This is a genomic window from Comamonas terrae, from assembly GCF_001544075.1.
Taxonomy (GTDB): Bacteria; Pseudomonadota; Gammaproteobacteria; order Burkholderiales; family Burkholderiaceae_C; genus Comamonas; species Comamonas terrae.
This window is the reverse complement of the sequence record NZ_BCNT01000010.1, coordinates 61,836-75,906: the sequence shown is the minus strand read 5'-3', so window position 1 is coordinate 75,906 and position 14,071 is coordinate 61,836. Positions and strand designations below refer to the sequence as shown.

Annotated in this window: 12 protein-coding genes; 9 read left to right on the top strand and 3 right to left on the bottom strand. The window is 66.9% G+C overall.

The annotated features are described in order from the left end of the window. The first annotated feature begins 67 nt into the window (after positions 1-67). The 3 genes from Cte04_RS14905 to Cte04_RS14895 all read left to right on the top strand — a co-directional run bounded on the left by Cte04_RS14905 (position 68) and on the right by Cte04_RS14895 (position 2,962). Positions 68-1,252 carry a TlyA family RNA methyltransferase gene (locus Cte04_RS14905; protein ID WP_066479592.1) on the top strand — a complete coding sequence of 395 codons (1,185 nt, stop codon included), beginning with the start codon at positions 68-70 and terminating at the stop codon, positions 1,250-1,252. 69 nt (positions 1,253-1,321) lie between these two features. After that, complete coding sequence (gene metF / locus Cte04_RS14900) at positions 1,322-2,149, top strand: methylenetetrahydrofolate reductase [NAD(P)H] (protein ID WP_066479589.1); 828 nt, start codon at positions 1,322-1,324, stop codon at positions 2,147-2,149. Between the two features lie 69 nt (positions 2,150-2,218). Beyond that, positions 2,219-2,962: a septal ring lytic transglycosylase RlpA family protein gene (locus Cte04_RS14895; protein ID WP_245633395.1), complete on the top strand. Its 744-nt coding sequence runs from the start codon at positions 2,219-2,221 to the stop codon at positions 2,960-2,962. Between the two features lie 122 nt (positions 2,963-3,084). Here the strand turns inward: Cte04_RS14895 and Cte04_RS14890 are convergent, their stop codons facing one another. Continuing rightward, positions 3,085-3,951 carry a 23S rRNA (adenine(2030)-N(6))-methyltransferase RlmJ gene (locus Cte04_RS14890; protein ID WP_066479583.1) on the bottom strand — a complete coding sequence of 289 codons (867 nt, stop codon included), beginning with the start codon at positions 3,949-3,951 and terminating at the stop codon, positions 3,085-3,087. A gap of 331 nt (positions 3,952-4,282) precedes the next feature. On the opposite strand from Cte04_RS14890, the gene rplM reads away from it, so the two are divergent. Next, complete coding sequence (rplM, locus tag Cte04_RS14885) at positions 4,283-4,711, top strand: 50S ribosomal protein L13 (RefSeq protein ID WP_003059004.1); 429 nt, start codon at positions 4,283-4,285, stop codon at positions 4,709-4,711. Between the two features lie 10 nt (positions 4,712-4,721). Further along, positions 4,722-5,114 carry a 30S ribosomal protein S9 gene (gene rpsI / locus Cte04_RS14880; RefSeq protein ID WP_066479580.1) on the top strand — a complete coding sequence of 131 codons (393 nt, stop codon included), beginning with the start codon at positions 4,722-4,724 and terminating at the stop codon, positions 5,112-5,114. Between the two features lie 80 nt (positions 5,115-5,194). Here the strand turns inward: rpsI and Cte04_RS14875 are convergent, their stop codons facing one another. Beyond that, positions 5,195-6,388, bottom strand: a complete 1,194-nt coding sequence (locus Cte04_RS14875) for an amidohydrolase family protein (RefSeq protein WP_083526686.1) — start codon at positions 6,386-6,388, stop codon at positions 5,195-5,197. A 42-nt stretch (positions 6,389-6,430) separates the two neighbouring features. Then, the gene (locus tag Cte04_RS14870; protein WP_066479577.1) at positions 6,431-7,408 is read right to left on the bottom strand and encodes a Bug family tripartite tricarboxylate transporter substrate binding protein; all 978 of its coding nucleotides are present in this window, start codon (positions 7,406-7,408) and stop codon (positions 6,431-6,433) included. Between the two features lie 258 nt (positions 7,409-7,666). On the opposite strand from Cte04_RS14870, the gene erpA reads away from it, so the two are divergent. From erpA to xdhB, 4 genes are all read left to right on the top strand, one after another. Continuing rightward, positions 7,667-8,032 carry an iron-sulfur cluster insertion protein ErpA gene (gene erpA / locus Cte04_RS14865; RefSeq protein ID WP_066479575.1) on the top strand — a complete coding sequence of 122 codons (366 nt, stop codon included), beginning with the start codon at positions 7,667-7,669 and terminating at the stop codon, positions 8,030-8,032. A 124-nt stretch (positions 8,033-8,156) separates the two neighbouring features. Continuing rightward, the gene (mdtD, locus tag Cte04_RS14860; protein WP_066479573.1) at positions 8,157-9,584 is read left to right on the top strand and encodes a multidrug transporter subunit MdtD; all 1,428 of its coding nucleotides are present in this window, start codon (positions 8,157-8,159) and stop codon (positions 9,582-9,584) included. A 330-nt stretch (positions 9,585-9,914) separates the two neighbouring features. After that, a complete protein-coding gene (xdhA, locus tag Cte04_RS14855; RefSeq protein WP_066479570.1) occupies positions 9,915-11,528 on the top strand; it encodes a xanthine dehydrogenase small subunit in 1,614 nt (537 codons plus the stop codon). 17 nt (positions 11,529-11,545) lie between these two features. Next, positions 11,546-14,002, top strand: coding sequence for a xanthine dehydrogenase molybdopterin binding subunit (gene xdhB / locus Cte04_RS14850; protein WP_066479567.1), 2,457 nt, complete (start codon positions 11,546-11,548; stop codon positions 14,000-14,002). Positions 14,003-14,071 lie beyond the last annotated feature (69 nt).

The following is a 14,071-nucleotide window of genomic DNA, read 5'->3' as shown; positions in this document are numbered from 1 at the left end:
CAAAGCATAAGCTGGGCGACCGCCGCTGGCGGCCCCGGCCCTGGTTGATCTCTAAGGAAGCGACGCGATGCGCGCAGATGTGTTTTTGGTGGAAGCCGGCCATGCCTCCACCCGTTCCCAGGCCCAGCGCCTGATTGCCTCGGGCGTCGAATGGCGGCTCACGCCGCTGGCGCCCTGGAAGAAGGTGGCTAAGAACGGCGACGACATCCCGGCCGGCGCCGAGCTGCAGCTGCTCGATGCGGCCGAGGCCAAGTACATCTCGCGCGGCGGCCTGAAGCTCGAGGGCGCGCTGGCGGCCACGGGCCTCAAGGTCGCGGGCCTGCGCTGCCTGGACGTGGGCCAGAGCACCGGCGGCTTCACCGACTGCCTGCTGCAGCAGGGCGCGGCGCAGGTGATCGGCGTGGACGTGGGCCACGGCCAGCTGCACGAAAGGCTGCGCGCCGATGTGCGCGTGATCTGCGTGGAAGGCCTGAACGCCCGCGCCATGACCGCAGAGAGCCTGCAGGATGCCTGCGAGGAAGTGCTGTCCGAGCGCTGGGAGGAAGACCCCGAAGACAACGATACCCAGCCCGTCGCGCCCTATGCATGGATGCGCAACGGCGGCGTGGTCGACGAGGACTACGACGACAGCGACGACGCCAAGGAGCAGGACATCGAGAACTTCAAGCTCGAGCGTGCCAGCAAGGCCCGGGCGCGCGAAGAGGGCGCTGTGGCCACCGAGCGCCGCCGCAAGGCCGAGTTCGCCGACGTGGACGTGACGCCCGAGTTCGACTTCGTCACGGGCGACGTGTCCTTCATCTCGCTCACGCTGGTGCTGCCCGCGGTCACGCGGCTGCTCAAGCCGCACGGCCATCTGCTGATGCTGGTCAAGCCGCAGTTCGAGCTGCAGCCGGGCCAGGTGGGCAAGGGCGGCATCGTGCGCGATGCGGCGCTGTATGCCGAGGTGGAGCAGCGCATCCGCGCATGCCTGGCCGAACAGGGCCTGAAGGTGCTGCAGTGGCTGGATTCGCCCATTGAGGGCGGCGACGGCAACCATGAATTCTTCGTCCATGCCCAGCAGGGCGCCGAGGTGAAGCCGGCCCAGGCGCCGGCCGAGGAGGAGGCTCCCGCAAAGCCTGCAGCCAAGCGCGTGTCCCGCACCGTGCTGCGCGAGCAGCGCAACGAGCGCGTGATCAACGAGGACCCGGAAGGCGCCAGCTTCGGCCAGCCCGGACCTGCACGCCCCAAGCAGAAGAAACGCAACGAGCGCTGAGCGCCGCCGGCACGGCCTGTGCCCTCGGGCACCGTGCCGCCCCGTACCCGATCCAGAGACCAATCCGCCATGAGCTTCCCGATCAGCTTCGAGTTTTTCCCGACCAAGACGCCCGAAGGCGCGGCCAAGCATGTGAACGTGCGCCAGCAGCTGTATGCGCGCAAGCCCGAGTTCTGCTCGGTCACCTATGGCGCCGGCGGCTCCACCCAGGCCGGCACCTTCACCATGGTGCGCGACATCCAGAACGAAGGCGTGAGCGCGGCCTCGCACTTTTCCTGCATCGGCGCCACGCACGACAAGGTGCGCGAGGAACTGACGCAGCTCAAGGCCATGGGCGTCAAGCGCATCGTGGCCCTGCGCGGCGACCTGCCCAGCGGCTACGGCCTGGGCGGCGAGTTCCAGTACGCCAGCGATCTGGTCGCCTTTGTGCGCCGGGAATTCGGCGACTGGTTCCACATCGAAGTGGCCGCCTATCCCGAAAGCCACCCCCAGGCCAAATCCCCACGCGCCGATCTGGAGGCATTTGTTGCTAAAGTACGCGCTGGCGCTGATTCCGCCATTACCCAATACTTCTACAATGCCGACGCGTATTACCGCTTTGTGGAAGATGTGCAGGGCCTGGGCCTTGAGGTTCCCGTCGTGCCGGGAATCATGCCCATCACCAGCTCTACACAGCTGATGCGCTTCTCGGACGCCTGCGGCGCCGAGATCCCGCGCTGGATTCGCCTGCGTCTGCAGGCGTTCGGAGATGACACGGCATCCATTCGTGCGTTCGGCCTGGATGTGGTGACCCATCTATGCGAGCAGTTGCGCAGCCAGGGCGCTCCCGGGCTGCACTTCTATACGATGAACCAGAGCGTCGCCACTCTGGAGATCTGCGACCGTCTGGGCCTGTAAGCATTCTTGCGCAGGCCCTCGGGGCAGTCTTGGGCGGCACTCACTTGAGCTATCAAGGAGATCCCGCCCATGCATTCGCAACCCCCGCATCGGCGCTGTTGCCAATGGCTGTTCCTGGCGTGCATGTCGGTCGTGCTGGTCGGCTGCGCACCCACCCCGGAAGCGGCCGATGGCGAGGGCCCGGCCCTGGTGAGCAACTCGGCCGAGCTCAAGTCCTCGACCACGTTGTCCAGGACCGCACGGCCCGACGCCTATGCGCGCAGCAACTACCGCGAAAAAGGCCTGGGCATCCGCGCCAACAAGCCCGCTCCCTCGGATGACAGCGACACCCCCGAGGACGCCAACAAATACGATCTCAACCCGCCGCGCGAGAGCGACCAGCAGGGCTTGGCCTCCTGGTATGGCGAGCAGTTCCATGGCCGCAAGACCGCCAGCGGCGAACGCTTCGACAGCTCGGATTTCACCGCCGCCCATCGCAGCCTGCCGTTCGGCAGCCGTGTCTGCGTGCGCAGCTCGGTCACCGGCAAGAGCGTGATCGTGCGCATCAACGACCGCGGCCCCTTCGCGCCCGGCCGGGTCATCGACCTGAGCAAGGCCGCCGCTCAGGAGCTGGGCATGCTGGGCCTGGGCATCAAGCCCGTGGAGCTGTGGCAGCTCGACGAGGACGAGGACGAATGCCCGACCCGGCTCACGGCCTCGGGCAAGAAGCGCCATCCCAGCGCGGTGGCCGGCGCTGCGGCCGCCAAGGTGCGCTCGGCATCGGCTTCCAAGCCGGCGCGCAAGGTCTCGCAGACCGCCAGGCGCGGTCACTGAGCTTCTCCCGGAGACGGCCGGCAAGAGCCCCAGGCGGCCGCACTGCGCCGCAGCAGGGCGGCTCCAGCCAAGGCCGTTGTCCCTTTGCGCGAGGGTGCGAAGCACCCCAAGGGCAAGAATGTCTACCCGCCAGACTCCAGCGTATAGGCCGCATTGCTGTCCTGGCCCAGCAGCTTGACGAGCTGGGGCATGGCCGGCTTGAGCTGGTCCTTGAGGTTGTACGGCGGGTTGATCAGGAACATGCCGCTGGCGGGCAGGCCGCCGCGCTCGGAGGTCTTGTTGCTCTTGACCGTCAAGGTCGCATGCAGCCAGCTCTTGCCGGCCTTGGTGGCCATGGTCTTGAGGCGCTTGGGCAGGTCGTGGGCCTCGGGGCGCGGAATGATGGGATACCAGATGGCATAGGTGCCGGTGGGAAAGCGCTTGAGGCTGTCCGTCACCATGTCCAGCACGCGGCCGTAGTCGCTCTTGAGTTCATAGCTGGGATCGCACAGCAGCAGCGCGCGGCGCGACGGCGGGGGCAGGAACTTCTTCACGCCCTCGAAGCCGTCCTCGTGCAGCACAGCGACCTGCCGGCCCACTTCCAGCTGCGCCAGGTTGCCGGTCAGCGAGCGCATGTCGGTGGGGTGCAGCTCGAAGGCCTTGAGCCGGTCGTGGCCGCGCAGCAGCGACTGGGTGATGAAGGGCGAGCCCGGATAGTTGCGCACGCTGCTGCCCTGGTTGAAGGAGCGCACCTTTTCCATATAGGCCTGCAGCACCGGCGCCAGTTCGGCCGGGGAGGCCTCGGCCAGGCGCAGCACGCCTTCGCTGGCTTCGCCGCTCTTGCTCGCGTAGTCGCCGTCCAGGCGGTACAGGCCGGCACCGCCATGGGTGTCCAGCACCATGAGGGCGGCCTCCTTCTGCGTGAGGTATTGCACGGTGGCAATCAGCACGGTGTGTTTGAGCACATCGGCATGGTTGCCGGCATGGAAGGCGTGGCGGTAGCTGAACATACAAGCGGGATGGTAACCAGCCGGGCAGGGCGCATAAAGGCCTCGATGCCCTTGGCGGCTGAAAGGTTGTCCGGCCCGCTCGCCCGGTGGCGAGAGGCCGCTAAACCCCTGTTTGCAACAAGGGGTGCAAGAAAAAAGCCAGAAAACGGCTGCTTTTGTATAATGGCGGGCTTCGCAGCGATTTTATGGGTCCCGCGGCGAAGTCTTGGGCCGAGTGTAAGCCGGTCCGGGAAACCCCGCCTAAGAGGCTTCCTTTAAAAGATCCGTCTTTTTCAAGAAGAAGCACCGACCGCGGAAAAGGATCCACCAAACCCTCTGAAAGAGAAAACTCATGTCTACATTCAGCGCAAAGCCCGCTGAGGTGCAACACGAGTGGTTTGTGATTGACGCCACCGACAAGGTGCTCGGACGTGTCGCCAGCGAAGTGGCACTCCGTCTGCGCGGCAAGCACAAGGCCATTTACACACCTCACGTTGACACCGGCGACTACATCGTCATCATCAACGCCTCCAAGCTCAAGGTCACCGGCACCAAGAACCTGGACAAGGTGTACTACCGTCACTCCGGTTTCCCCGGCGGCATCACTGCCACCAACTTCCGCGACCTGCAGGCTAAGTTCCCTGGCCGCGCTCTGGAAAAGGCCGTCAAGGGCATGCTGCCCAAGGGTCCCCTGGGCTACGCCATGATCAAGAAGCTGAAGGTGTACGGCGGTGCCGAGCACCCCCATACCGCACAGCAGCCCAAGGCTCTGGAAATCTAAGGAGAGCTAGATGATTGGTGATTGGAACAATGGCACCGGCCGTCGCAAGTCCAGCGTCGCCCGCGTGTTTCTGAAGAAGGGCTCCGGCAAGATCACTGTGAATGGCAAGGACATTCAGCAGTACTTCGGCCGCGAAACCTCCATCATGATCGCGAAGCAGCCCCTGGTGCTGACTGGCAACGTCGAGACCTTCGACATCCAGATCAACGTCCACGGTGGTGGTGAATCCGGCCAGGCTGGCGCTGCCCGCCACGGCATCACCCGCGCCCTGATCGACTACGACGCAGCGCTCAAGCCCGTCCTGAGCCAAGCCGGCTTCGTGACCCGCGACGCCCGCGAAGTCGAGCGTAAGAAGGTCGGTCTGCACTCCGCACGCCGCGCCAAGCAGTTCTCCAAGCGTTAATCGCTTGCCCTGCGAGAAAGGCCCTTCGGGGCCTTTCCCCAAAAGCCGCCTGGAACGCAAGTTCCGGCGGCTTTTCTGTTTCAGAGCATCCACTGTCCGTCGCGGGCTGCGACGTGGCCGTTGGCAATGACCAACGAGCGGGGCGGCCTGGCGCAGACGGCGTGGGCAATGCCTTGCGCGGGCACCAGCACCAGGTCGGCGCGGCAGCCGGGTGCGAGGCCGTAGCCGGCAAAGCCGCAGACCTCGGCCCCGGCCCGGGTCACGCAGTGCAGGGCCTGCGCGATCTCGTCGTCGCGGCGCAGGTTGTAGCGCATGCCGATGAACATGGCGCGTTCCAGCATATCGGGCCGCCCATAGGGCGACCAGGTGTCGCGTATGCCGTCGTTGCCACCGGCCACGCGCACGCCGGCCGCAACGCAGGTCAGCAGCGGCGGCACCGAGCGGGACGGCGAGGCGCTGGTGATGAGCGTGACGCCCAGCCGGGCCATGCGCGCCAGCAGGGCGTCGCGCGCCGGTGGCGCCAGATCGCCCAGGCAGAAGCCGTGGCTGATGGCCACGCGGCCCTGCAGGCCGTGGGCCTCGGTGCGGTCCAGGATCAGCTTCAGCGAGAACGCGCCCATGTCGCCGGCTTCGTGCAAATGGATGTCGAGCGGCTTGTCATGGCGCTCGGCAATCTCGAACAGCACGTCGAGCGAGCGCACCGGGTCTTCGTCGATGGCGCAGGGGTCCAGCCCGCCCAGCACGTCGGCGCCCAGCGCCAGTGCCTCGTCCAGCAGCTGTGCGGTGCCCGGGCGCTGCAGCAGGCCCGATTGCGGGAAGGCCACGATCTGGATCTCCTGCCAGGGCGCCATGGCCTCGCGGGTCTGCAGCACGCCTTCCACATGCCTCAGGCCGATCTCGGTATCGACGTCGGCATGGCTGCGGATGCGCGTGGTGCCCTGGGCCAGGAACTCGCGGGCCAGGGCCAGCGACTGCGCGGCGCTGTCGTGCCCGGTCTGCGCCCGGTAGGCGCGCTCGTTCTCGATGCGGTCGATGAGCTGGTTGCCGACCTCGTTGCGGTACCAGTCCAGGTTCCACAGCGTCTTGTCCAGATGGGTATGGGACTCGACCAGGCCGGGCAGCAGCAGCTGGTCCTGGCCGTCGATGGGCTGCACGCCTGGCGGGGCCGCCAGTGCCCGCCCGATGCGGGTGATGCGGCCTTGTTCAATCAGTACATCGCAGATTGCTTCGCCCATGGGGCGGACGTTCTGCAGCAGCAGGTCGGGAGTGTTCATTTGCATTTCCTGTAATGGCCGTACCGGGGCCGGCCCCACTGTTCACCGCACCGCGCCGATTTCGGGCCTGGCGACCTGTCGCACCTTCTGCACGTCGGCCTGGATCAGGCGCTCGAATTCGGCCGGCGTGCCGCCCGCATGTTCGATGCAGGCCTGGTCGAGCTTGTCGGCCACCGGAGGCTCATGCAGCACGGCATTGATCTCCTGGTTGAGGCGGGCGACCACGGCATCGGGCACGGCTTTCGGCGTGAAGATTCCGGTCCAGATGCCGAAGTCGTAGCCGGCCAGGGCCTTGGCGGAGGACAAGGCCGGCACGCCGGCCAGCACGGCGCACGAGGTCCTGGACGTGGTGCCTATGGGCTTGACCTTGCCTTCCTTCAGATAGCCGAGTATGGATGGCACCATGAAAAAGCCGTAGTCCACATTGCCGCCGACGATGTCCGTGAGCATGGGCACGGCGCCCTTGTACGGCACGTGCTGCAGCGAGACATGGGCCTGCTGGTTGATCAGCGCGCCGGCAATGTGCAAGGCGGTGCCGGTGCCCGAGGAGGCGTAGTTCTCCTGCCCCGGGTGGGACCTGGCGCGCGCGAGCATGGCGTCCACCGTGGTGGCAGGAGTCCGGGGGCCGGCCACCAGCACCATGGGCATGACGCCGACCAGCGTCACGGCGCGCAGATCCCTGGCGCCGTCGTAGGCAATGGCATTGTTGAAATGGCGCGACAGGATGACCTCGCTGCTGGAGCCCAGGAAGATGGTGTAGCCGTCGGGGCGTGCGCGCACCACCTTCTGCGCGGCGATGCTGCCGCCGGCGCCGGCCACGTTGTCCACGATCACCGGCACGCCCAGGCGCCGCGCCAGCGGATCGGCGATCGTGCGCGCCAGGATGTCGGCCGATCCGCCTGCGGTGAAGCCGACCACCATAGTGACGGGCCGTTCCGGCCAGGCGGCATGCGCAAGCAGGCAGGCGCCGGCCAGCGGCAGGGACAGCAATGTCTTGGAAAGGTGGAAGGTCTGCGCCATGCGGGTCTCGCTGGATATGGGGGCTGTGCAGTATCGGGGGCAAGGCGGCTGCGCACACGCAACCGCAGCGGAAAACTCTATCGCCGGCGCCGGTGCAATGGCTGCGGCGGCTATCCCGCAGGAGACAGGCGCCGGCCCTCCGGGCAGCGCTGTTCAATGCCCTTACTGCAGTCGCCGTCTCGTCTGCGCGCCGCTGCATGCCTGGGGTGCATGCAGTAGCATGTGGGCAGTTTTGACCTATCCCCCGGAGTTATCGCCATGAGTGATGTTGCAGAAACCCCCGTGACGGAAATGCCTGCGCCCATCGTCTTCACCGACAGCGCTGCCGCCAAGGTGGCGGATCTGATTGCCGAAGAGGGCAATCCCGATCTGAAGCTGCGCGTGTTCGTGCAGGGCGGCGGCTGCTCGGGCTTCCAGTACGGCTTCACCTTCGACGAGATCACCAACGAGGACGACACGACCATGACCAAGAATGGCGTGTCCCTGCTGATCGACGCCATGAGCTACCAGTATCTGGTCGGCGCCGAGATCGACTACAAGGAAGACCTGCAGGGTGCCCAGTTCGTGATCAAGAACCCGAACGCCACCACCACCTGCGGCTGCGGTTCGAGCTTCTCGGTCTGAATTCCCCGAACCCCATGCTTGTTGCAGCGCCAGTCGTCCACGCCTGGTGCCCGCACTCCCCGCCAGCCGCTGCCCGTCAGCGGCTTTTTGTTTTTCCGACCCGGCCCACGAGAGGATGTAGTCCATGGCAGAGCTGACCGCAACAACCGCTGCGCCCGCACAGCGCAAGGAGCGGCTTTTGTGGCTGGTGGCAATCGGCTTTTTCATGCAGTCGCTCGATGCCACCATTCTGAACACGGCCCTGCCGTCCATGGCCGAGGCATTGGGCGAGAGCCCGCTGAAGATGCAGTCCGTCATCGTCGCCTATGCGCTGACGACCGCCATGCTGATCCCGGCCACGGGCTGGGTGGCCGATCGCTTCGGCACGCGGCGCGTGTACGGCACGGCCATTGCGCTGTTCGTGCTGGGCTCGGTGCTGTGCGCGCTCTCGCCCAACCTCAGCTTCCTCGTGGCGGCGCGCGTGGTGCAGGGCGTGGGCGGCGCCATGATGCTGCCCGTGGGGCGGCTGGCCGTGCTGCGCACCTATCCGCGCGACGAATTCATCCGCGCCATGAGCTTCATCGCGATTCCCGGCCAGGTGGGGCCGCTGATCGGCCCCGCGCTGGGCGGCTGGATGGTGGAGTACGCCTCCTGGCACTGGATCTTCTGGATCAACGTGCCCGTGGGCCTGATCGGCCTGTGGGCCACCTGGCGCTGGTTCCCGCGCGGCGCGCTCGTGGCGGTGCGCAAGTTCGACACGGCCGGCTATGCCATGCTGGCCTTTGGCATGGTCAGCATCTCGATCGCGCTGGACGGCCTTTCGGGCATGGGCCTGGGCATGGCGCTGGTGGTGGTTCTCATGGTGTTCGGCCTGGCCAGCCTGGCCAGCTACTGGATGCATGCGCTGCGCGTGGCCGAGCCGCTGTTCGCGCCCGACCTGTTCAAGGTACGCTCGCTGCGCGTGGGGCTGCTGGGCAATCTGTTCGCGCGCTTCGGCAGCGGCGCCGCGCCCTACCTGATACCGCTGCTGCTGCAGGTGGGCCTGAAGATGTCGCCCATGAACGCCGGCCTGATGATGCTGGCCACGGTGGTGGGCAGCATGCTGGTCAAGCGCATCGCGGTGCGCACCGTGCACCGTTTCGGCTACAAGCGCGTGCTGCAGGTCAACTCCGTGATGCTGGCGCTGATGCTGGGCTCGTTCGGCCTGGTCTCGGCGGGCACGCCGCTGTGGCTGCTGCTCTTGCAGCTGTTCATCTTCGGCGGCTTCAACTCCATGCAGTTCTCGGCCATGAACTCGGTCACGCTCAAGGACATCGAGGGCGCCTTCGCCAGCAGCGGCAACAGCCTGCTGTCCATGGTGCAGATGCTGGCCATGAGCATGGGCGTGGCCCTGGCCGGCGCGCTGCTGACCGGCTATACCGACATGTGGCACAGCCACGAGGGCTTTCGCATGTCCGCCATCCGCGCCACCTTTGCCACCGTGGCCTTGATGACGCTGGCCGCGACCATGGTGTTCAGCCAGCTCGAAAAGGACGAGCCCGTGCGTCCCGCGCCCGACGGCGGCGATGCATGAATGAAAAGCGATAGCTGCCTGCGCGCGTTATTTCTTGTCTTCAGATGGAAATGAATGTGAAAATGAGATGTAGCGAGCGCTGACAGCTATCAAAAAACCAAGCCACCAAGGGCCATGGCAGGGTCGCACCAATCTAGGTATTTGTACCAGGTGCGGCCTTTTTTTACGGGTTCACCCTTGGATTTCGGCGCAGATATATGCGGTGACACATAGGCAATATGGATAGCGCAATATGAGCAAGCAGGCGCTCGGACTTAGGCTTGCACCATGGCCTGCGCAGGCGTCTGCATGCAGGCTCGTCAACCACGGCAGCGTGTCTGTCCCACGATCATGAGCACAACCCATAGTTCACAGCCCATACGCTTTTTCCACCGCGGTGAAATCGTCGAAGTCCAGGGCCCGCATCCCACGCGCTCGGTGCTGCAGTGGCTGCGCGAGGATGCCCATTGCACCGGCACCAAGGAAGGCTGCAACGAAGGCGACTGCGGCGCCTGCACCGTGGTCATCGGCGAACTGGCCGAACCCGGCGCGCCGGATGCGGTGAACGGCCTGCGCCTGCAGACCGTCAACGCCTGCATCCAGTTCCTGCCCAGCCTGCAGGGCAAGGCCCTGTTCACCGTCGAAGACCTCAAGGGCCAGTGCCCGGGCAAGGCCGGCCAGCCCGGCAAAAGTGCCTGCGGCCATGCGAGCGGCCAGGTCCAGGGCCATGCACTGCATCCCGTGCAGCAGGCTCTGGTGGAGTGCCACGGCTCGCAGTGCGGCTTCTGCACGCCGGGCTTCGTGATGTCGCTGTGGTCGGCCTACGAGCACCACCAGCAGCAGGGCACCGTGCCCACGCGCCAGCAACTGGCCGACGAGCTGTCGGGCAATCTGTGCCGCTGCACGGGCTACCGCCCCATCCTGGACGCCGGCCAGCGCATGTTCGACCTGCCCGCCGTGCGCCTGGACGCCGCGCCCGTGGTGGCGGCGCTGCAAGGGCTGCAGCAGCAACAGGGCGCCGCCTCGTTCGACTACGCCGCGACCCGGAACGCGCGCACCGACCATTTCCACGCACCGCGCACGCTGGAGGCGCTGGCCGCCCTCTGCGAGGCCAAGCCCAAGGCGCGCATCGTCGCCGGCTCCACCGACGTGGGCCTGTGGGTCAACAAGCAGTTCCGCGACCTGGGCGACATGATCTATGTGGGCGACGTGGCCGAGATGAAGCGCATCGAGGAACGCCCCGATGCCGAAGGCGGCGAGCTCTATATCGGCGCCGGCGCCTCGCTGGAAGCGGCCTGGGGCGCGCTGGTGCAGCGCTTTCCCAGCCTGACCGACGTGTGGCTGCGCTTTGCCTCCGTGCCCATCCGCCATGCGGGCACCATGGGCGGCAACGTGGCCAACGGCTCGCCCATTGGCGACTCGCCGCCGGTGCTGATGTCGCTGGATGCGCAGATCGAGCTGCGCAAGGGCGCGCGCGTGCGCCGCATGCCGCTGCCCGAGTTCTACCTCGACTACATGAAGAACCAGCTGGAGCCCGGCGAATTCGTGCAGGGCCTGGCGATTCCGCTGCATGTGCTGAGCCGCCAGGTGCGTGCCTACAAGATCAGCAAGCGCTTCGACTGCGACATCTCGGCGCTGTGCGCGGGCTTCTCGATCGAGCTGGACGGCGAGATGGTCAAGACCGTGCGCCTGGCCTTCGGCGGCATGGCCGCCACCGTCAAGCGCGGCGCGGGGGCCGAGGCCGCCTTGCTCGGCAAGCCCTGGAACCAGGACAGCGTGAATGCCGCCAAGGCCGCGCTGGCCGAGGATTTCAAGCCCATGTCCGACATGCGTGCCAGCGCCGAATACCGGCTGCAGGTGGCGCAGAACCTGATCCAGCGCCTGTGGCTGGAGACTCGTGTCCAGCAGCCCGTCCCGAGCGCCGGAACCAGCGTCTGGAGCGTCATGCCCCATGCCGTGGCCTGAGACTGTAGGAGCCTGAAATGAACAACCTCCGCGAACCCATTGCGTCCCTGGTCGCCACGCCCGCCGCCGGCTCGGCCGAGGCCTTTGCCCACTACCTGAAGAACACGGCGTCCCGCATCGATGTGAAGACCGAGGCCCATGCGCTGCAGGGCGGCGCCCGCGTGGGCATCAGCCGCCCCCATGAGTCGGCGCACCTGCATGTGGCCGGCGAGGCCGCCTATATCGACGACCTGCCCGAGCTGGAAGGCACGCTGCACTGCGCGCTGGGCCTGTCGCCGGTCGCCAATGGCCGCCTGACGGCGCTGGCGCTGGAATCCGTGCGCGCCATGCCCGAGGTGGTGGACGTGATCACGGCGGCCGACATCCCCGGCGCCAACGACTGCGGCTCCATCATCCACGACGACCCCATCCTTTGCGACGGCGAGATCCGCTACGTGGGCCAGCCCCTGTTCGCCGTCATCGCCAGAAGCCGCGATGCCGCACGCCGCGCGGCCGCCCTGGCCAAGAGCGTGGCCACGATCACCGAGGCGCCGCCCGTGCTGACGCCGCAGCAGGCGCATGCGCTGGGCCAGTACGTGATGCCTTCCATGCACCTGGAGCGCAGCACCAGCGAAGGCGGCGCGCGCGCCGCGATCGCCAGGGCGCCGCACCGCCTCAAGAGCACGCTGGATGTGGGCGGCCAGGAGCAGTTCTACCTGGAAGGCCAGATCAGCTACGCCATACCCAAGGAAGACGGCGCGGTGCACATCCACTGCTCCACCCAGCACCCGAGCGAAATGCAGCACCTGGTCGCCCATGCGCTGGGCGTGGCCTCGCATGCGGTGCATGTGGAGTGCCGCCGCATGGGCGGCGGCTTCGGCGGCAAGGAGTCGCAATCGGCGCTGTTCGCCTGCGTGGCCGCCGTGGCCGCGACGCGCCTGCGCCGCCCCGTGAAGCTGCGCCTGGACCGTGACGACGACTTCATGATCACCGGCCGCCGCCACTGCTTCTGGTACGAGTACGAGGTGGGCTACGACGACGAAGGCCGAATCCTGGGCGCGGAGATCACCATGGTCTCGCGCGCCGGCCACTCGGCCGACCTGTCGGCGCCGGTGATGACGCGCGCGCTGTGCCACTTCGACAATGCCTACTGGCTGCCCGACGTGTCCATGCACGGCCACATGGGCAAGACCAACACCCAGAGCAACACGGCCTTCCGCGGCTTCGGCGGCCCGCAGGGCGCGATCGCCATCGAGAACATCATGGAGACGATTGCGCGCAACCTGGGCCGCGATGCGCTGGACGTGCGCCGCGTGAACTTCTACGGCACGGACGGCAACAACGTCACGCCCTACGAACAGACCGTGGTGGACAACGTGATCCACGATCTCGTGGCCGAACTGGAGGCCAGCAGCGACTACCGCGCGCGCCGCGAGGCCGTGAACGCCTTCAATGCGCAAAGCCCGGTGCTCAAGCGCGGGCTGTCGCTGACGCCGCTGAAGTTCGGCATCTCTTTCAACGTGGCCCACTTCAACCAAGCCGGCGCGCTGGTGCACATCTACACCGACGGCTCCATCCTCGTGAACCATGGCGGCACCGAAATGGGCCAGGGCCTGAACACCAAGGTGGCCCAGGTGGTGGCGCACGAGCTGGGCGTGGCCTTCGAGCGCGTGCGCGTCACGGCCACCGACACGACCAAGGTGGCCAACACCTCGGCCACGGCGGCCTCCACGGGCGCCGACCTCAACGGCAAGGCGGCCCAGGATGCGGCGCGCCAGCTGCGCGAGCGCCTGGCGGCCTGTGCGGCCGAGATGCATGGCGGCGATGCCGGGGACGTGCGCTTTGCCAACGACCAGGTGCATGTGAACGGCAAGGCCGTGGACTTTCCCGAGCTGGTGCGCAACGCCTATCTGCGCCGCGTTCAGCTGTGGTCGGACGGCTTCTATGCCACGCCCGGCCTGCACTGGGACGGCAAGACCATGAAGGGAAGGCCCTTCTTCTACTTTGCCTATGGCGCGGCCGTGAGCGAGGTGGTGGTCGATACGCTGACCGGTGAATTCAAGCTGCTGCGCGCCGACGTGTTGCACGACGTGGGCAAGTCGCTGAACCCGGCCGTGGACGTGGGCCAGGTCGAGGGTGCCTTCATCCAGGGCATGGGCTGGCTGACCACCGAGGAGCTGGTCTGGCATCCGCAAAGCGGCAAGCTCACCACCCACGCGCCCAGCACCTACAAAATCCCCACGGCCAACGATTGCCCGCCCGTGTTCAACGTGCGCCTGTTCGAGGGCCAGAACCACGAGGATTCCATCCACCGCAGCAAGGCGGTGGGCGAGCCCCCGCTGCTGCTGCCGTTTTCGGTATTCTTCGCCATTCGCGATGCGGTGGCGTCCGTGGCGCCTGCGGGCGGCGAGTGCAGCAATCCGCCGCTGCGCGCACCGGCCACCCCCGAGGCCATCCTGCGCGCCGTGCAGGCGCTGCAGGCCCAGGCGGCATAAACCGACCCTATTGGCATCCGCCTGCAGCGCTGGCCCGCGGCAGGAGGATGCAGACGTCCCGGGCTGCCC